This is a genomic window from Dokdonella ginsengisoli (assembly GCF_042652785.1).
In the GTDB taxonomy this organism is placed as follows: domain Bacteria; phylum Pseudomonadota; class Gammaproteobacteria; order Xanthomonadales; family Rhodanobacteraceae; genus Dokdonella_A; species Dokdonella_A ginsengisoli.
Map to the genome: position 1 here is coordinate 21,619 of NZ_JBHSHD010000004.1, position 21,861 is coordinate 43,479.

The window sequence follows — 21,861 nt, forward strand, 5'->3', positions numbered from 1 at the left end:
GAGGTTTGACGACAGGCTTACGTTGGGATGACGATCCATGGCGAAGCCTGGCGAGACGTTGCTTCGGGCGCGCCCTGGGCCGAAATGCGTCCTGCGTCGTCGAAAAGGAGGCGTGCCGGACGAGCGTGTGCGGACGACGGCTACGCCTGTTCGAGCCGGATCACAGGGCGGCGGCGACCGACGTCGGCACAGGGCGCTCGCCGGCGAGACGCCGAACCTGCACCAGTGCCGTCTGCCAGGCGTCTGTCTGGCCGAGTGCGCGATACAAGCGCGCCCGCAGCTGCGCGCAGCGGAAATCGCTCTCGGCCCACGGCCCAAGCTGGCCTGCGATGGCGGTTGCTCGCTCAATATTCCCTTGATCCAAAAGGAAATCCAGGTAGGACCCCGCCACTTCGGCCATCCTCGCGGGAGGCGCGCTGCGAATCGACCAGGCGAGGACGTCCTCGTACAGACGCACGGCTTGGGCGTACTTCTTCTCCGCTCGCGCTTGCTCCGCCTCGCCCAGTTGCGCGAGGCGCTCGAAAGTCTCGTCGCCGAAGACCTTTGCCGTGGATCCCGCCCAGGCACGGAACTGTCGTGATTCTTCGGCGGCTTCGGAATTGCGGCCGAGCGCGCGCAAGGCTCGAGTGGCGATCAACCAGGTCAACGTGCGGGTCGTTTCGTCAACGGACCCTGGTGGGCCACGGACCACGTCCAGGGCGAGCGCGGCAGCGCTCTCGTGCGCGTCGGCATCGAGCGCCATCTGGGCTTGCACGGCACGCGCCCGTGAAAGTGCAACCGCCTCCGTTTGCGGATCGATGCCGCCGACCAGTTCGTCCAGCAATACGCGAGCTTCGGTGACGCGTCCGTTGCCGAGCAAAGCTCGCGCATGCTGCCACTTGAACAGATGGCGCAAGTGCGGGGCATCCAGTTTCTCGAATCGGGTTCCGGCCAAGCCGACCACCCTCAACGCCTCCGCGGGTTGCATCAGGTCAAGGTGCGTAGTGATCTGATTGCTCGTCGCGATGACGAGATCAGGCATCGCGCCGAAGCGATCGAATTGCCTGGCGGCCCGTTCGTACAGCGGGAGTGAGCTTGCCGTACGCCCCAGCGCATCCTGGAGCACGCCCATGTTGAAATCCACTCGCGCGAGCGCCAGCGAGTCGCCGGCCAGCTCGAAGGCGATGCGTGCTCTTGAGAAATCGGCAGCCGCCTCGGCGATTCGCGAGCGAAACAGGTGCACGGATCCGCGGCGGAGGAAGGCTTCGCCGACGTCGGTCGATGCGTCGTCGGCCGTCAGCAGGACCAGGGCTTCAGTCATCAGCGGCTCGACCTCGTCGAAATGCCGCAGGCGGAATTTCGCGGTGCCCAGCCCGATCAGGGCTCGCGCCCGCAGCGCGGGATCATTTTCGGCCGAGATACGCTTTTCCAGTTCCGCAAAGCGCTGCGACGCAGACTCGAAGTCGCCCCCTCTCAGTTCGACGCGGGCAAGATTCAGCAGCAACTCCGGGCTGTCGCGCAGCTCGGACGGGGCCGACGTGAGCAGCCTCCTCGCCTGGCTGAAGTCGCCGACGAGGGCGGCGGCCTCGGCGCGCTGGAACAGTTCCGTCGCCGGCAGGTCCGTCGGCGACCCCGCTCCGCGTTTCCTGCGGCGGTCGAGTTGATCGAGAACGCGTTCCGTGACGGCTATTGCAGCGCTCGGGGCGTCCTTGGCGTGCGCCTCGACCTCATTCGTAAACTGACCGTTCTCGCCCCAGCTCAGGCGAGCGACCCATCCGGAACTGCTTTTCGCCAGTGACGGCGCTATCAAGTAACGCGCGCCCGTGGCGGAGCGCAGTTCATCCATTGCCGACGCGGAAGACGATTTGTCCCGCAACAGTGCGACGACATTGCTGCTGGTCACGACAACCAGACCAGCGTCGCGCAGCCGCGTGCTGATCAGGTCCATCAGGCCCAGCCGCAACCAGGCCCACTCCGATCCCGTGATCGTGCCGGTGTCGACCGGAAGCACGGCGATCGCATCGCCGGCCTTGGTCGCCGAGAGCGCCGAATCGACATCCTGAACGGCCGGCTCCGTCCGATGGCCGTGCCAGAGGTAGCCGACGACCAGCAGGATGGCCGATACGCAGAGCGGCACCCATACTCCGGGACGCCGGATTCGCTGCCATGGAAGCGCCGCCTTCGCTTCCGCCGCAGGAGCGGTGAAGGCCGGGGCAGCCGGTGGAACCTCGCCCGCAGCCACCGACCGCAGCTCGACCTCGCGCGCCCAGCGAAATCCGAAGCGTGGAAGCGTGTGGATAGCGGATTGCTCGGTGCCGTTGTCGCCGATCGCCCGGCGGGCCTTGCGCACCACATGGGCGAGTTGCGCATCGTCGACGTCCGCCTTGCCCCAGACCGCGGCGATCAGCTCGTCTCTTCCCACGGCACGATCGCGATGCTCGATCAGGTACGCGATGCAGTCGAAGGCATTGGGTGGCAACGAGACGATTCTTCCCGCGCGACGCAGCACGCGAGTCGCCGGATCGATGACGCAATCGCCGAAGCGGTAGGCGAAATTCGACATGCGCAGAGCATAGCGGCATGCGAATCCGGCGCAGGCGGCTTTACAAAAAAAGACGAACGCCGCCGGCGTGAACTTCGCGCGGCGCGAGCCTGTCACATTCCCGTCATGCCCGCCGCGCACGAGAGCCATCCGCACGCCGATACGCGCCACGTGAACCGCACGCTGGAGGCGGACCTGTGCATCCACATCTTCACCGCCTCGGCCGCCCTGGTCGGCGTCTGCCTGACGGTCATCGGCCTGCTCCACATCGTCACCGCGACGACCAAGGTCGCCACCATCGGCGACGACCTGCTCGCCGCCGACGCGACCTTGTTCATGCTCGCCTGCGTGCTGGCCTACTGGGCGCTGCGCTCGCGCAGCTCGCGCCGCATGCACCGCCTCGAACGCGTCGCCGACGCGATCTTCCTCGCCGGCCTGCTGCTGATGACCATCGTCTGCGGCGTGATCACCTGGGCGATACTCTGATTCAACGCCGTCCCGCCGCCGCATCGGCGAGTACGCGCCGCAGCGGCGCCACGCGCGAAGCCAGCGCCAGGCCCGCCGCACGCAGGCCGGCCGACGGCGCCGAGGACGAGCCGAACACGCGCTCGATCAGGTCGAAGCTGCGCGCGGCCAGCGCGTTCTCGCTGCGCCGCTCGCGTTCGTAGCGGCGCAGCACGTGCGCGGCGCCGGGGTCGTTGTCGCGTTCGCGCGCCTCGCGCAGCACGCGGCGCAGGCAGGCGACGTCGCGAAAACCGAGGTTCACGCCCTGCCCCGCCAGCGGATGCACGACGTGGGCGGCGTCGCCGATCAGCACGCAGCGGCCGGCGAGGTAGCGCTCGGCTAGGCGCAGGCGCAGTGGAAAGGCGAGCCGCGGCGTCGCGGCGGTGATCGCGCCGAGACGGAAATCGAAGGCGCAGCCCAGTTCCGCGCGGAACGCCGCGTCGCCCTGCGCGAGCACGCGCGCGGCCTCGGCGTCGGGCAGCGACCAGACGATCGAGCAGCGCCCGTCGGCGAGCGGCAGGAACGCCAGCGGACCGCCGGGCAGGAAGCGCTGCCAGGCGGTGGACTCGTGCGCGCGCTCGGTGGCGACGTGCGCGACCACCGCGCGCTGGCCGTAGTCGCGTCCCTCGAAAGCGATGCCGAGCCGGCCGCGCAGCGCGGACTCGGCGCCTTCGGCGGCGACCAGCAGCCGCGCGCGCAGGCGCGTGCCGTCGTCGAGCGTGGCGACCACGGCGTCCTCGCCGTTCTCCACTTCGACGACTTCGTTCGGGCAATGCACGCGCACGGTGCCGGAAGACGGGTGAAAACTGCGGCCATGGACGGCCGCTTCCCGATCTTCGCGATCAGGAACGAGCGCATTCCACAGGGCGTGCTGGATCAGGCGGTTCTCCACGATCCAGCCGAGCGCGGCCTCGCCACGCTCGGCCGCGTCGAAATGCAGCTCGCCGGGCGCGGTCGCGTCCCACACGTGCATGTGGCGGTAGGCGCCGGCGCGCGACGCGGCGATCGAGGGCCACACGCCGAGATCGTCGAGCAGGTCGCGCGCGTCCGGCGCGAGCGCGACGACACGCGGATCGACTTCGTCCCCGGCGTGCCACGGCTTCGGCGTGCGCGCCTCGACCAGGGCCACCTCGAAACCGTCGCGTGCCAATGCCGCCGCCAGCGCGGCGCCGACCGGACCGGCGCCGACGACGATCGCGTCCAGCTCGCCGCGGCGGCTCATCGCAGCAGCCCCAGCGCCGGCACGTCGCCGCGATAACCCATGCCGCGCAGCGCGAAGCGGCGCTTGAGCGGACCGATGCGGTCGAGCGCGTGGAAGCCGATCGAGCGCAGCAGGCGCAGCGGCGCAAACTCGTTGCCCATCAGGCGCACGAGGTCGTCGCTGAAGGAGGTGGTTGCGGCGCGGTCCCCGGCACGACGCTCGACGTGGCGCGCGAGCAGCTCGGCCGCACCCGGATCGCCCGCCGTCGCCTGTGCGGCGCGCAGCAGTTCGGACAGGGTCAGCGCGTCGCGCAGGCCGAGGTTGAAGCCCTGTGCGCCGAGCGGATGCACGGTCTGCGCGGCATTGCCGACCAGCACCAGGCGCGAAGCGGTGGTGCGCGAGGCGAGCAGGCGCGCCAGCGGATACGGCTTGCGCTTGCCTGGTCGCGAGAATCGTCCGGCGCGCCAGCCGAAGCGCTCGTGCACGACGTCGAGGAAGGCCGCATCGTCCAGCGCGGCGACGCGCGCGGCCTCCGCCGACGGCACGCTGAGCACCAGGCCCGCACGGCGCTCGCCCAGCGGCAGCAGCGCGACCGGGCCGGAATCGGTGAAACGCTCGTAGGCGGTGCCGTCGAGCGGGCGCTCGGTGGTCACCGTCGTGACGAAAGCCGACTGCGCGTAGTCGTGGCGCTCGGCGCCGATGCCGAAGGCGTTGCGCACGAAGGATTCGGTGCCGTCGGCGCCGACCAGCAGGCGTGTGCGCACGCGCCGCGTGGCGTCGCCCACGCGCAGCTCGACCGTGACGAATTCGTCGCCGGCCTCCACGCCGACCGCCTGCGCCGGGGCCAGCCGGACCAGCGAGGCGCAGCCGTCGAGCCGCCGCAGCAGCGCGTTGCCGAGTTCGCGCGCCGGCAGCACCGCACCGAACGGCGGCAGGCCGAGTTCGGCCGCGTCCAGGCGCACCGCGCCGAAATCGCCGCGGCGGCTGACGTGGATGCGCCGGATCGGCGTCGCCGGCGCGCTCGCGTCGAGCACGCCGAGCGCTTCCAAGGCATTGAGGCTGACGCGCGCGAGGGCGAGGTTGCGTTCGTCGTAGCTCGGCTGCAGGTCGGCGCGCGGCGCGGCCGATTCGGCCAGCGCGACCGCGAGGCCGGCGCCGTCCAGCGCGATCGCCAGGCTCGCCCCGACCAGGCCGCCGCCGACGACGAGGACATCGAAGGTTTCTCTCATGCGGCGATGATAACCGCCCGCCGCCGGCACGGATGCCTGCGGCGCCGCGACGCAGCGTTCGGCTAAACTAGCGCTTCGTTCGACCGGAACACGACCATGACCGCCACCGATTCCCACCTCTCCACCTCCTGGCGCTTCGGCCTATTCGCGATCCTGGCGATCGTGATGCTGGCCACGCGCTCGAACCTGATCTCGCTCGGCACGCACATCGGCTCGCTGCCGGACGCGTCGTGGGCGGTGTTCTTCATCGCCGGGTTCTACCTGCGCGGATCGGTGCGCTGGGCGTTCCCGGCGCTGATGGCGCTGGCGGTCGCGATCGACTACTTCGTCATCACCGCCCAGGGCCTGAGCTTCTGGAGCCACTACTGCGTGTCGCCGGCGTACTGGTTCCTGGTGCCCAGCTATGCCGCGCTGTGGTTCGGCGGCGCCTGGCTGCGCGAGCGCTACGCCGGCCTGCACGCGCGCGAACTCGGACTGCTGCTGGTCAGCGTGGTCGTCGCCGCCAGCGTGTGCTACCTGGTCTCCAACGGCAGCTACTACTGGCTCAGCAACCACTGGCAGGCCGCTTCCGGCGCCACGCCCAGCCTCGCCGGCTGGACCAAGAACCTCGGTGACTGGTACCTGTCCTTCGTCGGCATGGCGCTGGTCTACGTCGCGATCGCCGCCGTGCTGCACGTGCTGGCGGTGCGCACGCTGGGCTGGCTGCCGCAGGGCGAGGCCGGCAAGCAGCGGCGCTGACGCCGGCGATCGTGGGTAACCGCCTCTCGAAAATCTATACGCGCACCGGCGACGACGGCACGACCGGCCTCGGCGACGGTACGCGCGTGGCGAAGGACTCGGCGCGCGTGGCCGCGTACGGCACGGTCGACGAACTCAACAGCGCACTGGGCATCGTGCTCGCGGTCGAGCTGCCCGAGCGCGTGCGCGAGACGCTGACCCAGGTCCAGCACGACCTGTTCGACCTCGGCGGCGAGCTGTGCATCCCGGGCATGGCGATGGTGCAGGAGGCCGACGTGGAGCGGCTCGAGCGCACGCTCGATGCGTTCAACGAGGACCTGCCGCCGCTGAAGGATTTCATCCTGCCCGGCGGCGGCCTCGCCGCCGCGCACTGCCATCTCGCGCGCACGATCTGCCGCCGCGCCGAACGCGAGGTCGTCACGCTGTCGCGGCACGACGCGATCCGCGCCGAGGCGATCCGCTACCTGAACCGCCTGTCGGACCTGCTGTTCGTCCTCGCCCGCGTGCTGGCGCGCACCTCCGGCCACGGCGAAGTGCTGTGGCAGCACGAGCGGCGCAAGAAGCCCTGAAGAAGTGTCCGGCCCGGCGGAGCGCAACGTCGCGATCCCGCGGCGATACGCCCCTTGACGCGCACCGGCACGCGCGCGACGTTGGCGCCCCCTCTTCTTTCCCCAGCGAATCGCCGCCGTGAGCGTCACCATCTACACCCACCCCAGTTGCCGCGAGCACGACACCGGCGAGGGGCACCCGGAGTCGCCGTCGCGCCTGGCCGCCGTGCTCGAGACGCTGGCCGAGGCGCCGTTCGCCGGCCTGCCGCGCGCGCAGGCGCCGCGGGCGACGCGCGCGCAGCTCGCGCGCGTGCACGCGCCGAGCCTGATCGAGCGGGTGCTCGATCCGGACGCGCCGGCCTGGCGGCCGCTGGATGCGGACACCTGGATGTCGCCGGGCTCGGCCGAGGCGGCGCTGCGCGCGGCCGGCGCGGTGGTCGCGGCAGTGGACGCCGCGCTCGCCGATCCGCGCCGTCGCGCGTTCTGCGCGGTGCGCCCGCCCGGCCATCACGCCACGCCCGACAGCGCGATGGGCTTCTGCCTGTTCAACAACGTCGCCGTCGGCGCGGCGCACGCGCTCGCGCACGGCCTGGAGCGCGTGGCGATCATCGATTTCGACGTGCACCACGGCAACGGCACGCAGGACATCTTCTGGGACGATCCGCGCGTGCTGTATGCATCCTCGCACCAGTCGCCGCTGTATCCCGGCAGCGGCGCGCGCGAGGAAACCGGCGCGGGAAACATCGTCAACGCACCGCTGCTGCCCGACAGCGGCTCGGCCGCGTTCCGCGCCGCCTACGAGATCCTCCTGCTGCCGGCGCTAGAGGCGTTCGCGCCGCAGCTGGTGCTGATCTCCGCCGGCTTCGATGCGCACCGGCTCGACCCGCTGGCCAATCTCAACCTCGACGCCGGCGACTACGCCTGGCTGACCACGCGCCTGGTCGACCTCGCCGGCCGTCATGCGCAGGGCCGCCTGGTGTCGAGCCTGGAAGGCGGCTACAGCCTGACCGCGCTGCGCGAGTCGACCGCGGCCCACGTCGGCGCGCTGCTCGGCTGACGTCCGCTTCGCCGCGCACGATCGCCGACGCCAACCCCGAGGTCATCCGCGGGCTGGCCGGCCGCGGCACGTCGGCGGCGAGGTTCCTGAACGTCGTCGTTTGCCGGCCGCGGGCGCTTCCGGCAAGCTAGCGGTCTTGCGTCCAACCAGAATCGACTCCGTGCCCACTCGCTCCGCTTTGCGCCAGCAGCGTCTGCTCGCGGCCGCCATTTTCCTCGCCCTCGGTTCGCTCGCGCACGCCAAGGGCGACGACGCGCCGAACTGTCCGGTCGGCGTGTTCAAGTGCCCCACGAAGCCGGTCAGCTGGGAGATGTGCACGAAGAGCGACCTGCTCGACTTCTACGTGGCGGACCTGCCGACCACCGGCGACCGCAGCAGCGTGCCGCGCGACGCCAGCGCGCTGAAGGTGACCAGCCCCGACAAGACCCGCTACGTGCTCGAAGGCCAGGCGCAGATCAAGCAGCTCGACCTGCTGCTGCGCGCCGACCGCATCACCTACGACACCGAGACCACCGACTACTCCACCGAAGGCCACGTGCGCTTCCAGGATCGCGCGATGCTGATGTCGGCCGAGCGCGCGCAGGGCAACGCCGACCTGGACCGCTGCACGCTCGAGGGCGTGCAGTACCAGCTGCTCAGCTCGCGCGGCAACGGCGTCGCCCAGGTCGCGGTGATGGAAGACCCCGACCGCACCCACCTGACCGGCGCGCGCTACTCGACCTGCGACCTGGGCAACCAGCAGTGGGCGTTCGCCGCGCGCGAGATGGTGCTCGACCGCGTCGAAGGCGTCGGCCGCGCGCGCAACGTCACCTTCCGCGTGCTGAACGTGCCGGTGTTCTGGCTGCCGTACCTGCGCTTCCCGCTCGACGACCGCCGCATCACTGGCTTCCTCGCGCCGACCATCGGCTACGGCAGCCGCCGCGGCCTCGACGTGACGCTGCCCTACTACCTCAACCTCGCGCCGAACTACGACGCGACCCTGCTGCCGCGCTTCATGAGCCAGCGCGGCTTCATGTTCGGCGGCGAATTCCGCTACCTGACCGACAGCAGCAAGGGCGAATTCAATTTCGACTACATCCCCAAGGACGACATGGCGGCCGACGAGGCGCGCGACTACGACCAGCGCGTGCCCGACAGCCGCTGGTGGTACCGCTGGCGCAACTCCACCTCGCTGAATGCGAACTGGGGCGTGGGCATCGACGTCAACCGCGTCTCCGACAGCCGCTACTTCGAGGACTTCGGCCGCGGCCTGTACAGCTCGGCGATCAGCTTCCTGCAGTCCACCGCCTACCTCAACGGCCGCGGCAGCTGGTGGAACGCCTCGATCGGCGGCGACGACTACCAGATCACCGATCCGACCCTGCCCGACCAGTACCAGCCGTACCGCCGCCTGCCGCGCGCGACGTTCACCGCCGAGAAAGCCTTCCTCGGCGATCTGACCGGCGGCGTCGAGTCCGAGTACGTGGCGTTCGGCAAGAGCAGCTTCTGGAGCGGCCCGGAGGATCAGCGCATCCGCACGCGCCCGCTCGAAGGCCAGCGCCTGGACCTGTTCCCGTACCTGGCCTATCCGATCGAGACCTCGGCCTACTTCATCCGGCCGCAGATCGGCTACCGCTACACGACCTATTCGCTCGACCACCTGGCCAAGCCCGGCGACCCGCAGTACAACCCGCTGCTGCGCGACCGCGACCCGAGCCGCGGCACGCCGATCTTCAGCCTCGACACCGGCCTGATCTTCGAGCGCGAGTTCACCTTCCGCGACGCCGGCTGGACGCAGACGCTGGAACCGCGCGCGTACTACCTGCGCGTGCCGTACCGCGACCAGGACGACCTGCCGGTGTTCGACACGCAGGAAGTGCCGTTCACGTTCGGCCAGATGTTCCGCAGCAACCGCTTCGTCGGCGCCGACCGCCAGATGGACGCCAACAACCTGTCGCTGGCGCTGACCACGCGCTTCCTCGAGGACGCGACCGGCGCCGAGCGGCTGTCCGCCAGCATCGGCCAGATCCGCTACTTCGACGACCAGCGCGTGCAGTTGCCAGGCCGGCCGCCGACCGACTGGTCCGGCTCGACCTACGCCGCCGAGATCGACGTGCGTCCGTCCGACCGCTGGCGTTTGGTGCTGAACCAGCAGTGGAACCCGAACACCGACCGCACCGACCTGTCCATGGTCACCGTGCAGAACCGCTTCGGCAGCGAGGGCGTGGTCAACTTCTCGTATCGCTACCGGCGCGACTTCCTCGAACAGGTCGACCTCTCCGGCCTGGTGCCGCTGTCGCCCGGCTGGCGCCTGATCGCACGCTGGAACTACGCGCTGAACAATCCGAACCCGAACCCTGCCGATCCGAAGGGCTACGACGGCCGCACGCTGGAGCGCTTCGTCGGCGTCGAGCACGACACCTGCTGCGTGTCCTGGCGCCTGCTCGTGCGCGACTGGATCCGCAACATCGAAGGCGAGCGCGACAAGGCGATCTATTTCGAACTGGAGTTCAAGGGCGTCGGCTCGATCGGCCAGAAGACGGACGACTTCCTGCGCCGTGGTATCCTTGGATTTCAATGAGCTAGGCCGCATTCCCTCCTCGATGCCGGCCGCGCGATCCGCAGCCGGCGGCGGAACCCAGAGCCGTTCCGCCTGTCCACACCGCCGTGCGCCGCGCGCGCCGAACCACCGGAATTCCGCATGAAATCCCTGCTTGCCGCCCTCACCATCGCCACCTTCGCCCTCGCCGCTCCGCTCGCCGCGCAGGCCCAGGCCTCCGCCGAACCGCTGGACCGCATCGTCGCCGTCGTCGACGAGGACGTCGTGCTGCAGAGCGAGCTCGACCGCGACGTCTCGCGCATCACCTCGCAGTACGCGCAGAACCCGCAGCAGCTGCCGCCGCGCGACGTGCTCGAGCGCCAGGTGCTGGACCGCCTGATCCTGCAGAAGCTGCAGCTGGCGCGCGCGGACGGCACCGGCGTGAAGGTCTCCGACGCCGAGATCGACCGCTCGATGGGGCAGATCGCCCAGCAGAACGGCCTGGACCTCAGCCAGCTGCGCGGCGCGCTCTCCCAGCAGGGCATCGACTACGACCAGTTCCGCCGCAACGTGCGCGACCAGCTGATCGTGCAGACCTTGCGCCAGCGCATCGCGCAGAGCCGCGCCCAGGTCAGCGACGCCGAGATCGACAGCCTGATCCGCAACGGCAACCTGCGCGGCGGCCAGCTGCATCTGGGTTACATCGTCGTCAACGTGCCGGACGGCGCGACGCCGGAGCAGATCGACGAGGCGCACGCCAAGGCCGAGGACGCCAAGAAGCAGATCGACGAAGGCATGGACTTCGCCGCCGCCGCGATCCGCTACTCCAGCGCGCAGAACGCGCTGCAAGGCGGCGATCTGGGCTGGCGCAGCCGCGACGAGCTGCCGCCGGCGCTGGCCGACGCGGCCGACAAGCTGCAGGAAGGACAGGTCTCGCCGCCGATGCGCGGGCCGAACGGCTTCCACATCATCAAGCTGCTGGGCAAGCGCGACGGCGGTGCGCAGATGGTCACCGAGTACCACGCGCGCCACATCCTGATCAAACCGAGCGAGCTGGTGCCGAGCGCGGAAGCGCACAAGAAGGCCGACGCGGTGCGCCAGAAGATCGCCTCCGGCGAGGACTTCGAGAAAGCGGCCCAGGAATCCTCGCAGGACGAGGCCACCGCGCGCCTGGGCGGCGACCTCGGCTGGTTCTCCGGCACCGCCTACGGCACGCGCGTCGCCGAACAGCTGCAGAGCATGAAGCCCGGTGACATCTCGCAGCCGTTCGAGACCGACGCCGGCTGGCACATCGTGCAGCTGGTCGACACGCGCAGCACCGACAAGTCCGGCGAGCTGCAGCGCGACCAAGCCAAGACCATCCTGTTCCAGCGCAAGGCCGAGGACGAGTACGAGAGCTTCCTGCGCCAGATCCGCAGCGAAGCCTACGTCGACATCCGCCTGCCCGGCGGCAACAGCGCGCCGCCGAAGTCCGGCGCGCCCTGACGTCTGCGTGGCCGCGCCCCGGCTGCCGCGACTGGCGCTGACCGCCGGCGAGCCGGCCGGCATCGGAGCGGAGCTGATCGCGAAGCTGGCGGCGACCGACCTCGCCGCCGACCTCGTCGCGATCGCCGATCCGGAGCTGCTCGCCGACGCCGCGCGCCGCGCCGGCATCGCACTGCATCTGGAGTCCTACGATCCGGCCGCCGCGCCGTCGTCGCGCCCTTCGGGCCATTTGCGCGTCGCGGCCGTGCCGCTGCGCGTCGCCTCGACGCCGGGCCGGCTCGATCCGCGCAACGCCGCCTACGTGCTCGACATGCTCGCGCGCGCCGCCGACGGCGCGGGCAGCGGCGAGTTCGACGCGATCGTGACCGCGCCGGTGCACAAGGGTGTCGTCAACGACGCCGGCGTCGCGTTCACCGGCCACACCGAGTTCTTCGCCCAGCGCGCCGGGTGCGACGTGGTCATGATGCTGACCGCCGCGAACGCCGGCGGCCACCTGCGCGTGGCGCTGGCGACGACGCATCTGCCGCTGGCCGCGGTGCCGGCGGCGATCCGCCGCGCCGATCTCGTCGGGCACCTGCGCATCCTGCGTGGCGACCTCGTCGCGCGCTTCCGCATCGCCACGCCGCGCATCGCCGTGCTCGGCCTCAATCCGCACGCCGGCGAAGGCGGCCATCTCGGCCGCGAGGAAATCGACGAGATCGCGCCGGCGATCGCGCAGCTGCGCGCGGAAGGCTTCGACGTGCAGGGCCCGATCCCCGCCGACACCGCCTTCGTGCCGGCGCAGCTGGCGCGCTACGACGCCGTGTTCGCGATGTACCACGACCAGGGCCTGCCGGTGCTCAAGCACGCCGGCTTCGGTCACGCCGTCAACGTCACGCTCGGCCTGCCGTACCTGCGCACCTCGGTCGACCACGGCACCGCGCTCGACCTCGCCGGCGGCGACCGCGCCGATCCGGGCAGCCTGATCGCCGCCACGCGCCTCGCGCTCGAGCTGGCCTCGCCCACGCGCGCCTGACGCCGCGCGTCACGCGCGCGCGTGACGCAGGAACGCCTGCAAGGTCGCGCCGCGGTAGCGTCCGCGATGCAGGACCAGCCACAGCATGCGGCGCAGGTCCAGGAACGGCGTGCGCAGCGCGACCAGCCGGCCGGCGGCCACCGCGTCGGCGATCGCGACGGAAGGCAGGCAGGCCACGCCGAGGCCGGCGATCACCGCCTGCTTGATCGCCTCGCTCTGGCCGAGTTCGAGCGCCACGTCGAGCGTGCCGAGCGCACCGCGAACGGCGTCCTCGACGATCGCCCGCGTCGCCGAACCGCTCTCGCGCACGATCCAGCGCTCGCCGCGCAGGTCGTCCACGCGCAGCCGGCGGCGCCGCGCCAGCGGATGGTCGGCGCGCACGCAGACCTTCAGCTCGTCCTCGCGCCAGGCCAGGCTCTCGATCTCCGCATGCGCCGCCGGCCCTTCGATGCAACCGACGTCGAGGCTGAAATCGAGCAGCCCGGCGACGATCTCGGCCGTGTTCGCCACGCGCAGGCTCGGCTTCACCGCCGGATATGCGGCGACGAAACGGCCGAGCAGTTCGCCGACGAGGTAGTTGCCGATCGTGTTGCTGGCGCCGATCGCGAGCGCGCCGTGCGGCTCGGCGCCGGCGATGCCGTCGCCCAGTTCGCGCAGGCGCTCGACGATCTCTCGCGCGCGCGGCAGCAGCGCGCGACCCCGTGCGTTGAGGTGCAGGCGGCGCTGGTGGCGATCGAACAGCGGCGCGCCGAGCAGCCGTTCCAGTTCGGCCAGCGCCATGCTCGCCGCAGGCTGGGTCAGTCCGAGCTGGTCGGCGGCGGCGCGCACGCTGCCGGCGGCGGCGATCGCACTGAACACTTCGAGCTGCCGCGGGCTGATCGCGATCATCAGAAGTCCTTATCACCGATATCATGACAATCGATTATCTTTATATAACGGCCGCTTGGAGAATGCATGCATTCCCCGCTCCGGAACGACCATGTTTCCGTTCGCCGCCCGCCTTCCCGGCCTCCTGTTCGCCCTCGCGCTCGGCCTCGCCGGCCTCGGCCTGGCCGCCGTCCCGGCGCTGGCCGGCCTGCAGCTGTCGGCGCTGACCTTGGCGATCGCGCTGGGCATGCTGGTCGGCAACCTGGCCGGCGTGCGCCTGCCCGAGCGGATGGCGCCCGGCATCGCGTTCGCGCAGCGCAACCTGCTGCGCGCCGGCATCGTGCTGTACGGACTGCGCATCAGCTTCCAGCAGATCGCCGCGATCGGGCCCGGCGCGCTGATTCTCGACGTGATCGTCGTCGCCAGCACGCTCGCGCTCGGCCTGTGGATCGGCCGCCGCTGGCTCGGGCTCGACCGCGACACCGCCCTCCTGACCGCCTGCGGCAGCGCGATCTGCGGTGCCGCCGCCGTGCTCGCCACCGAGCGCCTGCTGAAGCCGGAAGCGAGCAAGGTGGCGATCGCGGTGGCCGGCGTGGTCCTATTCGGCACGCTCAACATCTTCCTCTATCCGCAGCTCGCCTCCTGGCTCGCGCTGTCGCCGGACGTGTACGGCATCTACACCGGCGCCACCGTGCACGAGGTGGCGCAGGTCGTCGCCGCCGGCAACGCGGTCGGCCCGGCCGCGGCGGACACCGCGGTCATCGTCAAGCTGACGCGCGTGCTGCTGCTGGTGCCGTTCCTGTTCCTGCTCGGCGGCTGGCAGGCGCGCAGCGGCGCGAGCGCCGGACGCATCACGATTCCGTGGTTCGCGCTGGCCTTCGTCGGCGTGTGCGCGCTGAACTCCGTGGTCGAACTGCCGCCGGCGCTGCGCAGCGTCCTGCTCGACGTCGACACCCTGCTGCTGGCGACCGCGATGGGCGCGCTCGGCTTGGAAACGCGCTTCTCGCGCCTGCGCGCGCTGGGCCCCAAGCCGCTGCTGCTCGCCTTCGCGCTGTTCGTCTGGCTGACGGTCGGCGGCTACTGGCTGACGAGGTTGGTGATTGGTGATTGGTGAAAAAAAAAGGCGGCGGCGGCAGCAGCAGCGGGGGTTTCACGAACCACGAATCGCCGATCACCAGCTACCATTGCCCGATGCACGCCTCCTCCAGCGACCGGCACGTCCACAAGAAACGCTTCGGCCAGCACTTCCTGCACGATCCCGGCATCCTGCGCCGCATCGTGCAGGCGATCGACCCGAAGCCCGGCGAGCAGGTCGTGGAGATCGGCCCCGGTGACGGCGCGCTGACCCTGCCCCTGCTGCGCGCGCTCGGCCGCCTGCGCGTGATCGAACTCGACCGCGACCTGATCCCGCGCCTGCGCGCCGCCGCGGAAGGCGTCGGCGAACTGGAGATCGTCCACGCCGACGTGCTCGGCGTCGACCTCGGCGCGCTCGCGCAGGGCGCGCCGCTGCGCGTGGTCGGCAACCTGCCCTACAACATTTCCTCGCCGATCCTGTTCCACTGCCTCGACCGCGTCGAGGCGATCGGCGACATGCACTTCATGCTGCAGAAGGAAGTCGTCGACCGCATGGCGGCCGCGCCGGGCAGCAAGGTCTACGGGCGCCTGTCGGTGATGCTGCAGCTCGCCTGCCGCGTCGAGCCGCTGCTGTCGGTGCCGCCGGGTGCGTTCCGGCCGCCGCCGAAGGTCGATTCGGCCGTGGTCCGGCTGATCCCGCGCCCGCCCTCCGAACGCCCGGACGCCGATGCGGCGGCGATCGCACGCGTGGTCAAGGCCGCCTTCGGCCAGCGCCGCAAGACGCTGGCGAACGCGCTGCACGGCCTAGTCACGCCCGAGCGCATGGCGGAAGCCGGTGTCGATCCGAAGGCGCGCGCCGAGCAGCTCGCGCCGGCCGCCTTCGTCGCGATGGCGCGGTTGGTGAGGGCTGAGGGCTAAGGGCTGAGGGCTGGGTTCGCAGATTTCTCGAAGCGACGCCCCAGTTCTTCAGCCCTCAGCCCTCGGCCCTCAGCTCTCAGTCCTCACCCACCGCTTGCCGCCGCGCCCCGCGTCCCGGAAAATCATCGCCCATGAGCGGCAAGAAGCCTTACGACATCTCGATCTCGGTCGACACGCGTTTCCTCGACGATCAGTCGGCCCCGTCCGACAATCGCTACGCGTTCGCCTACACGATCACGATCGCCAACCACGGAACGATCGGCGCGCGCCTGATGTCGCGCCACTGGGTCATCACCGACGGCAACGGCAAGGTGCGCGAAGTGCACGGCGAAGGCGTGGTCGGCGAACAGCCCTGGGTGCGCCCCGGCTCGGACTACGAGTACACCTCCGGTGCCGTGCTCGAGACCGCGCTCGGCACGATGCGCGGCAGCTACCAGATGATCGCCGACGACGGCACCCAATTCGACGCGCACATTCCGGCCTTCGTGCTGTCGATCCCGCGGACTCTGCACTGATGGCAGTCTGGGCCATCGGTGACGTCCAGGGTTGCCACGACGAACTCGCCCGCCTGATCGACAAGCTGCGCTTCGATCCGGCCGTCGACCGCCTCTGGTTCTGCGGCGACCTCGTCAACCGCGGCGGCCAGTCGCTGGCCGTGCTGCGCACGGTGAAGGCGCTCGGCGACAGCGCCACCGTCGTGCTCGGCAACCACGATCTTTCCCTGCTCGCGATCGCCGAACGCAAGCGCGAGGAACAGGCGCGCGTGAATCCGGAGCTGCGCGAAGTGCTGTTCGCGCCGGACCGCGACGACCTGCTCGGCTGGCTGCGCAAGCGCAACCTCGTGCACGTGGACCGCAATCTCGGCTTCCTGCTCGTGCACGCCGGCCTGTTCCCGCGCTGGACCACGCAGCAGGCCGAGGAGATGGCGCGCGAGATCGAGGACAAGCTGCGCAGCGACAGCTATCGCCGCCTGCTCAAGCAGATGTTCGGCAACAAGCCAGACCTGTGGACGCCCAAGCTGCGCGGCACCGACCGCTGGCGCGCCGGCATCAACGTGTTCACGCGCATGCGCTACGTCGACGTGCGCGGCCGCATCGCCTTCAGCGACAAGGGCGCGCCCGGCACGCAGCGGCCCGGCCTGTATCCGTGGTACGAAGTGCCCGGCCAGGTCAAACGCGATCTGCGCGTGGTCTGCGGCCACTGGTCCACGCTCGGCCGCTTCGCCGGCCTGGGCATCTACGCGATCGACACCGGCTGCGTCTGGGGCGGCGCACTGACCGCGCTGCGCCTGGATTCCGAGGAACCGGAAGTCGTCAGCATCAAGTCGGACCGCAAGCCGGCGCCGGGGAAAGAGCAGGACTGAAGTCCCGGCTGCCACCTCTCCCGCGTGCGGGAGAGGTCGGCGCGCAAGGCGCGCCGGGTGAGGGGAGGCTTGCTGCCGCTAAGCCGCCGTTCGCCGCGCGTAGTCGACGAAGCTCATCGCGTACGCGTGCCGCGCGTCGGCCGGATGCGGCTCGCGCGCGATCTCGATCCACTCGTCCGCGTCGAAGCGCGGAAAGAACGCGTCGGCATCGCTCGCTTCGGTATCGATCCAGGTCAGGTGCAGGCGCGTCGCGCGCGGCAGCGCCAGCGCGTAGACCTCGCCGCCGCCGATCACGGCCAGCTCCTCCGCCTCGCCGGCGCGCGCGAGCGCCTCGTCCAGCGAGTGCACGACGATCTGCCCCTCGAACGGTGCGTGCGCACCGCGCGTCAGCACCAGGTTCGTACGGCCCGGCAGCGGGCGTCCGATCGCGAGCGCGGTCTTGCGTCCCATCAGCACCGGCTTGCCGAGCGTGAGCGCCTTGAAGCGCTTGAGATCGTCCGGCAGGTGCCACGGCATCGCGCCGTCGCGGCCGATTGCGTGATTGCGGTCCAGGGCCGCGACTAGGCAGATGTGCATGAGCGTATTCTGACCGTTGTCGGCAGGCCGAGCGAGCGGCGTGACTTTGAGCACTGCCGCGATCGCCGGGCGTCGGCGACTTTCACTCCCGACTCCGCACACGACGACCGACGATGCGCCCTCTCGCACTGCTCCTGACGCTGCCCCTGGCGAGTACGCACGCCGCGACGATTCCCACGCGCTTCGAAGCGGACCGCGTCTTCGCCACGCCGACCACCGCGAACGGCGAATCGCTGCGCCTGTACACCGACACCGGCGGCGGCGGCAACCTGCTGTGCCGCCAGGCCGCCCTGCGCCTGCGGCTCGAACTCGAACCGCTGCCGCCGGACGAGGAACTGGAAGCCGAACTCGGCCGCAATCTCAGCCGCGCGAAGCTGCCGCCGTTCAAGCCCGGCGCCGGCGTCCCGGCCAACGCGGACGGCGACGGCTCGATGCTGGTGCACGAATGCAAGGACCGCAACGGCGCCTCCGCCGCGAGCCTGGGCGACGGGCTGCTCAGCCAGCACTGGTTCGCCGGACGCGTGTGGACCTGGGACTACGCCGCGCGGCGCCTGACGCTCGAGGACGCCGGCTGGAAGGCGCCGTCCGCGGCGCATCGCGCGGAGATCGGCTTCAAGCCCGCGACGGCCGGATCGGCGACCTTCCACATGCCGCGCCTCACCGTGCGCGTCGACGGCCGCAACCTCGACCTGCTGCTCGACACCGGCGCGACCGGTTATCCGACGCGCGTCGCGCTGGCCGCGCAGCCCGCTCCCGCGCCGGTGAAGGGCGCACGCGCGACGAGCTTCGTGACGACCTCCACGCTGGAGGCGTGGCGCGCGGCGCATCCGGACTGGACCGTGGTCGGGAACGCCGACGACCTGCTCGCGCCGCGCTTCCGCGCCCGCGCGATCCGTGTTCCGGAAGTGGAGATCGCCGGCTGGACGGTCGGGCCGGTGTGGTTCACCGAGCGGCCGGACGACGCGTTCCGCAAGATGATGTCGAGCATGACCGACCGGCCGGTCGAGGGCGCGCTCGGCGGCAACGCGCTGGCGCCCTTGCGCATGACGATCGACTACCCGGGCGCCGCCGCCTACTTCACCTGTTCGCGCGGCTGCAAGCCGGTTACACCGCCACCGGCGCCTTGATCGCCGCGTGCGGGGCGTAGTCGACGAAGGCGACGTCCTCGTAGCGGAAGTCGAACAGCGAGCGCACGTCGGGATTGAGCACCAGCTTCGGCAGCGGCCGCGGCTCGCGCGAGAGCTGCTCGCGCGCCTGCTCGAAATGATTCGAGTACAGGTGCGCGTCGCCGAGCGTGTGCACGAAGTCGCCCGGCTGCAGCCCGGTCACCTGCGCGACCATCTGCGTCAGCAGCGCGTAGCTGGCAATGTTGAACGGCACGCCGAGGAAGATGTCGCCCGAGCGCTGGTACAGCTGGCACGACAGCCGTCCGTCGGCGACGTAGAACTGGAACAGCGCGTGGCACGGCTGCAGCGCCATCTTCGGCAGGTCGGCGACGTTCCAGGCGCTGACGAGGAGCCGGCGCGAATCCGGATTGCGCCGGATCTCGTCGACGACCCAGGCGATCTGGTCGACCGTGCGGCCGTCGGCGCCCGCCCAGCTGCGCCACTGCTTGCCGTAGACCGGACCGAGTTCGCCGTCGGCGTCGGCCCACTCGTCCCAGATCGAGACGCCGTTTTCCTTGAGGTAGCGGACGTTGGTCTCGCCGCGCAGGAACCAGATCAGCTCGTGCACGATCGAGCGCAGGTGCAGTTTCTTGGTGGTGACCAGCGGAAAGCCCTGCGCGAGGTCGAAGCGCATCTGCCAGCCGAACACGCTGCGCGTGCCGGTGCCGGTGCGGTCGGATTTCTCGGCGCCGTGCTCGTGCACGTGGCGCAGCAGGTCGAGATATTGGCGCATCAGTTTGCGTCGCCGTTCTGGGTTTCGCCCTGGTCGGGCATCGTAACCGAGTACAGACGCAGCGTCGGCGCCCTGCGCGACAGCCACAGCAGGAGCAGGCCGACCAGGATCAGCGGCACGGACAGGATCTGTCCCATCGTCAGCCAGCCGAAGGCGAGATAGCCCAGCTGCACGTCGGGCACGCGCACGAATTCGACCGCGAAGCGGAAGATGCCGTAGAGCAGCGCGAACAGGCCCGACACCGCGTAGCGCGGCCGCGGCTTGCGCGAGTAGATCCACAGTACGGCGAACAGCACGACGCCTTCCAGCGCGAACTCGTACAGCATCGACGGATGCCGCGCCTGGTCGTTCAACTGCCCGGCCAGGTACATCGCGTGCAGTTCGTCGCGGGTCTTGCCGAGCGATTCCAGTGCGGTCGGGAAGATCATGCCCCACGGCTTGTCGGTCAGCGCGCCCCACAGCTCGCCGTTGATGAAGTTGCCCAGGCGCCCGAGGCCGAGCCCGATCGGCACCAGCGGCGCGACGAAATCGACCACGTCGAAGAAATGCAGGCCGTGCTTGCGCGACCACAGCAGGCCGGCGACCAGCACGCCGAGCAGGCCGCCGTGGAACGACATCCCGCCCTCCCAGACCCGGAACAGGCTGAACGGATGGGCGACCAGTTCGGCCGTGTTGTAGAACACCATGTAGCCGATGCGCCCGCCGATCACGACGCCAAGCATCACGTAGAAGGCGAGATCGGAGAACTGCTCGCTGGTGACCGGCAGGCGCCCCGCCGCGCGGCGGCGCTGGCCGAGCCACCACGCGCCGGCGAAACCGGCCAAGTACATCAGGCCGTACCAGTGCACGGCGACGGGGCCGAGCTGGACGGCGATCGGGTTGATGTCGACGAAATAGGGCATCGAGGGAAGGAGCAGACGAACGCCGATTGCGTATCGGCGCCATTCTACGCAAACACGGCGACGCCGTTCCGTCCGGGCAGCGCTTCGGAACCCGCTACCGCCCTGCTCCGCTCATCGTCCACGACGGATGCGGCGACTTCGCGGCTCGCCGGCGGGCATTCATCCCATTCGCCGGCACGAAGACGTTCGAATGCGGCGCGAGACCCGAGGCCCCAGCAAGGAAACCGCTCCTACGCCGGCAACACGCGCAACACGTATCCCTTGAGGTAATCGGTCTCCGCAATCGCCGGATGCACCGGGTGGTCCGGCGCCTGCTGCAGGGCGATCAGCATCTGCGCCTGCCGGTCGAGATGGCGCACGCCCTGCTGCACGGCTTCGAGCAGGGCCGCGCGCGGCATGTGGTGCGAGCACGAGCACGTCACCAGCAGGCCGTCGCGCGCCAGCACCTGCATGCCCAGTTCGTTGAGGCGCCGATACGCCAGCCGGCCTTCGGTGAAATCCTTCTTGCGCTTGATGAATGCCGGCGGGTCGAGGATCACGACGTCGTATTGCTCGCGCGCCTCGCGCAGCGCCTTCAGGTGATCGAATGCATCCGCGCGCACGGCCGTCACTCGATCGGCGAGGCCGTTGCGTTCGGCATTGCGCGCGATCGACTCGACCGCGGCCGCCGACGCGTCGACGCAGACCACTTCGCTCGCGCCGGCCGCGGCTGCGCGCAGGCCCCAGGCGCCGAGGTAGCTGAACATGTCGAGCACGCGCTTGCCGTCGACGAAACGCGCCAGCAGGTCGCGGTTCTCGCGCTGGTCGTAGAACCAGCCGGTCTTCTGCCCGCTGACCGGGTCGATCGCGAATTCCAGGCCGCCTTCGCGCGCGATCGTCTCGCCGCCGTACTCGCCGTGGCCGAGGTCGGCGTACTCGGGCAGGTGCTCCATCGTGCGGATCGAGGCGTCGTTCTTCCACCACAGCTGGCGCGGCTTGAGCACCTTCACCACCGCTGCCGTGATCTCGTCCTTCAGCCGTTCCATGCCGGCCGTCGCGATCTGGCCGACGACGACGTCGCCGAAGCGGTCGAGCACCAGGCCCGGCAGGCCGTCGGACTCGCCGAACACCAGCCGGTAGTACGGTTCGGCATAGAGCCGCTCGCGCAGGGCGAGCGCGACGTTGAGCCGGTGCACGATCAGCGAGCGGTCGAGCGCGTGCTCGACGCCGCGCGAGACCAGTCGCGCCGCGATCAGCGAGTTCGGGTTGACGTAGCCGATGCCGACCGGCTTGCCGCGATGATCGACGATCGCGCAGGCCTCGCCCGGTTCGAACGCGGTCAGCGGCGAACGCGCCACGTCGACCTCGTTCGAGTACACCCACAGGTGACCGGCGCGCAGGCGCGCGTCCTCGCCACGCTTCAGGTACAGGGCCGGATATTCGATCTCTTCGCTCACGTCGCAGGCT

Annotated in this window: 20 protein-coding genes; 12 read left to right on the top strand and 8 right to left on the bottom strand. The window is 70.3% G+C overall.

What is annotated here, in order from left to right; translation table 11 throughout:
• Window positions 1-160 precede the first annotated feature (160 nt).
• A complete protein-coding gene (locus ACFO6Q_RS04320; RefSeq protein WP_380019314.1) occupies window positions 161-2,671 on the bottom strand; it encodes a winged helix-turn-helix domain-containing protein in 2,511 nt (836 codons plus the stop codon).
• On the opposite strand from ACFO6Q_RS04320, the gene ACFO6Q_RS04325 reads away from it, so the two are divergent.
• Window positions 2,648-3,007: a hypothetical protein gene (locus tag ACFO6Q_RS04325; RefSeq protein WP_380019316.1), complete on the top strand. Its 360-nt coding sequence runs from the start codon at window positions 2,648-2,650 to the stop codon at window positions 3,005-3,007. The two genes, ACFO6Q_RS04320 and ACFO6Q_RS04325, sit on opposite strands and share 24 nt — an antisense overlap.
• A gap of 1 nt (window position 3,008) precedes the next feature.
• Here ACFO6Q_RS04325 and ACFO6Q_RS04330 read toward each other — a convergent pair whose 3' ends face one another.
• Complete coding sequence (locus tag ACFO6Q_RS04330) at window positions 3,009-4,247, bottom strand: UbiH/UbiF/VisC/COQ6 family ubiquinone biosynthesis hydroxylase (protein WP_380019317.1); 1,239 nt, start codon at window positions 4,245-4,247, stop codon at window positions 3,009-3,011.
• Window positions 4,244-5,455, bottom strand: coding sequence for a 2-octaprenyl-6-methoxyphenyl hydroxylase (gene ubiH / locus ACFO6Q_RS04335; protein WP_380019318.1), 1,212 nt, complete (start codon window positions 5,453-5,455; stop codon window positions 4,244-4,246). Before ubiH ends, ACFO6Q_RS04330 begins: the two co-directional genes overlap by 4 nt.
• A 96-nt stretch (window positions 5,456-5,551) precedes the next feature.
• Here ubiH and ACFO6Q_RS04340 point away from each other — a divergent pair, with 96 nt between their 5' ends.
• From ACFO6Q_RS04340 to pdxA, 6 genes are all read left to right on the top strand, one after another.
• Complete coding sequence (locus tag ACFO6Q_RS04340) at window positions 5,552-6,193, top strand: hypothetical protein (RefSeq protein ID WP_380019319.1); 642 nt, start codon at window positions 5,552-5,554, stop codon at window positions 6,191-6,193.
• Between the two features lie 11 nt (window positions 6,194-6,204).
• Window positions 6,205-6,762 (top strand): cob(I)yrinic acid a,c-diamide adenosyltransferase, encoded by a 558-nt coding sequence (locus ACFO6Q_RS04345; protein WP_380019320.1) that lies wholly within the window; start codon window positions 6,205-6,207, stop codon window positions 6,760-6,762.
• 118 nt (window positions 6,763-6,880) lie between these two features.
• A complete protein-coding gene (locus tag ACFO6Q_RS04350; RefSeq protein WP_380019321.1) occupies window positions 6,881-7,798 on the top strand; it encodes a histone deacetylase family protein in 918 nt (305 codons plus the stop codon).
• Between the two features lie 160 nt (window positions 7,799-7,958).
• Window positions 7,959-10,358 (top strand): LPS-assembly protein LptD, encoded by a 2,400-nt coding sequence (locus tag ACFO6Q_RS04355; RefSeq protein WP_380019322.1) that lies wholly within the window; start codon window positions 7,959-7,961, stop codon window positions 10,356-10,358.
• Between the two features lie 120 nt (window positions 10,359-10,478).
• Window positions 10,479-11,801: a peptidylprolyl isomerase gene (locus ACFO6Q_RS04360; protein WP_380019323.1), complete on the top strand. Its 1,323-nt coding sequence runs from the start codon at window positions 10,479-10,481 to the stop codon at window positions 11,799-11,801.
• A gap of 7 nt (window positions 11,802-11,808) precedes the next feature.
• Window positions 11,809-12,816 (top strand): 4-hydroxythreonine-4-phosphate dehydrogenase PdxA, encoded by a 1,008-nt coding sequence (gene pdxA, locus ACFO6Q_RS04365; protein ID WP_380019324.1) that lies wholly within the window; start codon window positions 11,809-11,811, stop codon window positions 12,814-12,816.
• A 9-nt stretch (window positions 12,817-12,825) separates the two neighbouring features.
• On the opposite strand, the gene ACFO6Q_RS04370 is transcribed toward pdxA, so the two are convergent.
• A complete protein-coding gene (locus ACFO6Q_RS04370; protein ID WP_380019325.1) occupies window positions 12,826-13,704 on the bottom strand; it encodes a LysR substrate-binding domain-containing protein in 879 nt (292 codons plus the stop codon).
• 91 nt (window positions 13,705-13,795) lie between these two features.
• Between ACFO6Q_RS04370 and ACFO6Q_RS04375 the strand changes: the two genes are divergently transcribed.
• The 4 genes from ACFO6Q_RS04375 (at window position 13,796) to ACFO6Q_RS04390 (ending at window position 17,038) form a co-directional block, all read left to right on the top strand.
• On the top strand, window positions 13,796-14,797 hold the full coding sequence (locus ACFO6Q_RS04375) for a YeiH family protein (RefSeq protein WP_380019326.1): 1,002 nt from the start codon (window positions 13,796-13,798) through the stop codon (window positions 14,795-14,797).
• Window positions 14,798-14,874: 77 nt separating this feature from the next.
• A complete protein-coding gene (rsmA, locus tag ACFO6Q_RS04380) occupies window positions 14,875-15,675 on the top strand; it encodes a 16S rRNA (adenine(1518)-N(6)/adenine(1519)-N(6))-dimethyltransferase RsmA (RefSeq protein WP_380019379.1) in 801 nt (266 codons plus the stop codon).
• Between the two features lie 131 nt (window positions 15,676-15,806).
• Entirely contained in the window at window positions 15,807-16,190 is a 384-nt protein-coding gene (gene apaG, locus ACFO6Q_RS04385) for a Co2+/Mg2+ efflux protein ApaG (protein WP_380019327.1), read from the top strand.
• Window positions 16,190-17,038: a symmetrical bis(5'-nucleosyl)-tetraphosphatase gene (locus tag ACFO6Q_RS04390; RefSeq protein ID WP_380019328.1), complete on the top strand. Its 849-nt coding sequence runs from the start codon at window positions 16,190-16,192 to the stop codon at window positions 17,036-17,038. Before apaG ends, ACFO6Q_RS04390 begins: the two co-directional genes overlap by 1 nt.
• 78 nt (window positions 17,039-17,116) lie before the next feature.
• On the opposite strand, the gene ACFO6Q_RS04395 is transcribed toward ACFO6Q_RS04390, so the two are convergent.
• The gene (locus tag ACFO6Q_RS04395) at window positions 17,117-17,614 is read right to left on the bottom strand and encodes a dihydrofolate reductase (protein WP_380019329.1); all 498 of its coding nucleotides are present in this window, start codon (window positions 17,612-17,614) and stop codon (window positions 17,117-17,119) included.
• A 113-nt stretch (window positions 17,615-17,727) separates the two neighbouring features.
• Between ACFO6Q_RS04395 and ACFO6Q_RS04400 the strand changes: the two genes are divergently transcribed.
• On the top strand, window positions 17,728-18,741 hold the full coding sequence (locus tag ACFO6Q_RS04400) for a hypothetical protein (RefSeq protein WP_380019330.1): 1,014 nt from the start codon (window positions 17,728-17,730) through the stop codon (window positions 18,739-18,741).
• Here the strand turns inward: ACFO6Q_RS04400 and ACFO6Q_RS04405 are convergent.
• The 3 genes from ACFO6Q_RS04405 to ACFO6Q_RS04415 all read right to left on the bottom strand — a co-directional run bounded on the left by ACFO6Q_RS04405 (window position 18,719) and on the right by ACFO6Q_RS04415 (window position 21,851).
• A complete protein-coding gene (locus tag ACFO6Q_RS04405) occupies window positions 18,719-19,513 on the bottom strand; it encodes a thymidylate synthase (protein WP_380019331.1) in 795 nt (264 codons plus the stop codon). The two genes, ACFO6Q_RS04400 and ACFO6Q_RS04405, sit on opposite strands and share 23 nt — an antisense overlap.
• Window positions 19,513-20,415, bottom strand: coding sequence for a prolipoprotein diacylglyceryl transferase (gene lgt / locus ACFO6Q_RS04410; RefSeq protein ID WP_380019332.1), 903 nt, complete (start codon window positions 20,413-20,415; stop codon window positions 19,513-19,515). The genes ACFO6Q_RS04405 and lgt overlap by 1 nt, the downstream gene beginning before the upstream one ends.
• Before the next feature lie 230 nt (window positions 20,416-20,645).
• The gene (locus tag ACFO6Q_RS04415) at window positions 20,646-21,851 is read right to left on the bottom strand and encodes a class I SAM-dependent rRNA methyltransferase (RefSeq protein WP_465251706.1); all 1,206 of its coding nucleotides are present in this window, start codon (window positions 21,849-21,851) and stop codon (window positions 20,646-20,648) included.
• Window positions 21,852-21,861: the final 10 nt, after the last annotated feature.

Bases quoted from the DNA above. Each gene is read 5' to 3' on its own strand.
- ACFO6Q_RS04325 (WP_380019316.1), top strand. From the start codon at position 2,648: ATGCCCGCCGCGCACGAGAGCCATCCGCACGCCGATACGCGCCACGTG.
- ACFO6Q_RS04405 (WP_380019331.1), bottom strand. From the start codon at position 19,513: ATGCGCCAATATCTCGACCTGCTGCGCCACGTGCACGAGCACGGCGCC.
- ubiH (WP_380019318.1), bottom strand. From the start codon at position 5,455: ATGAGAGAAACCTTCGATGTCCTCGTCGTCGGCGGCGGCCTGGTCGGG.
- apaG (WP_380019327.1), top strand. From the start codon at position 15,807: ATGAGCGGCAAGAAGCCTTACGACATCTCGATCTCGGTCGACACGCGT.
- ACFO6Q_RS04395 (WP_380019329.1), bottom strand. From the start codon at position 17,614: ATGCACATCTGCCTAGTCGCGGCCCTGGACCGCAATCACGCAATCGGC.
- ACFO6Q_RS04370 (WP_380019325.1), bottom strand. From the start codon at position 13,704: ATGATCGCGATCAGCCCGCGGCAGCTCGAAGTGTTCAGTGCGATCGCC.
- rsmA (WP_380019379.1), top strand. From the start codon at position 14,875: ATGCACGCCTCCTCCAGCGACCGGCACGTCCACAAGAAACGCTTCGGC.
- lgt (WP_380019332.1), bottom strand. From the start codon at position 20,415: ATGCCCTATTTCGTCGACATCAACCCGATCGCCGTCCAGCTCGGCCCC.
- ACFO6Q_RS04390 (WP_380019328.1), top strand. From the start codon at position 16,190: ATGGCAGTCTGGGCCATCGGTGACGTCCAGGGTTGCCACGACGAACTC.
- ACFO6Q_RS04320 (WP_380019314.1), bottom strand. From the start codon at position 2,671: ATGGCTCTCGTGCGCGGCGGGCATGACGGGAATGTGACAGGCTCGCGC.
- ACFO6Q_RS04340 (WP_380019319.1), top strand. From the start codon at position 5,552: ATGACCGCCACCGATTCCCACCTCTCCACCTCCTGGCGCTTCGGCCTA.
- ACFO6Q_RS04330 (WP_380019317.1), bottom strand. From the start codon at position 4,247: ATGAGCCGCCGCGGCGAGCTGGACGCGATCGTCGTCGGCGCCGGTCCG.
- ACFO6Q_RS04400 (WP_380019330.1), top strand. From the start codon at position 17,728: ATGCGCCCTCTCGCACTGCTCCTGACGCTGCCCCTGGCGAGTACGCAC.
- ACFO6Q_RS04375 (WP_380019326.1), top strand. From the start codon at position 13,796: ATGTTTCCGTTCGCCGCCCGCCTTCCCGGCCTCCTGTTCGCCCTCGCG.
- ACFO6Q_RS04360 (WP_380019323.1), top strand. From the start codon at position 10,479: ATGAAATCCCTGCTTGCCGCCCTCACCATCGCCACCTTCGCCCTCGCC.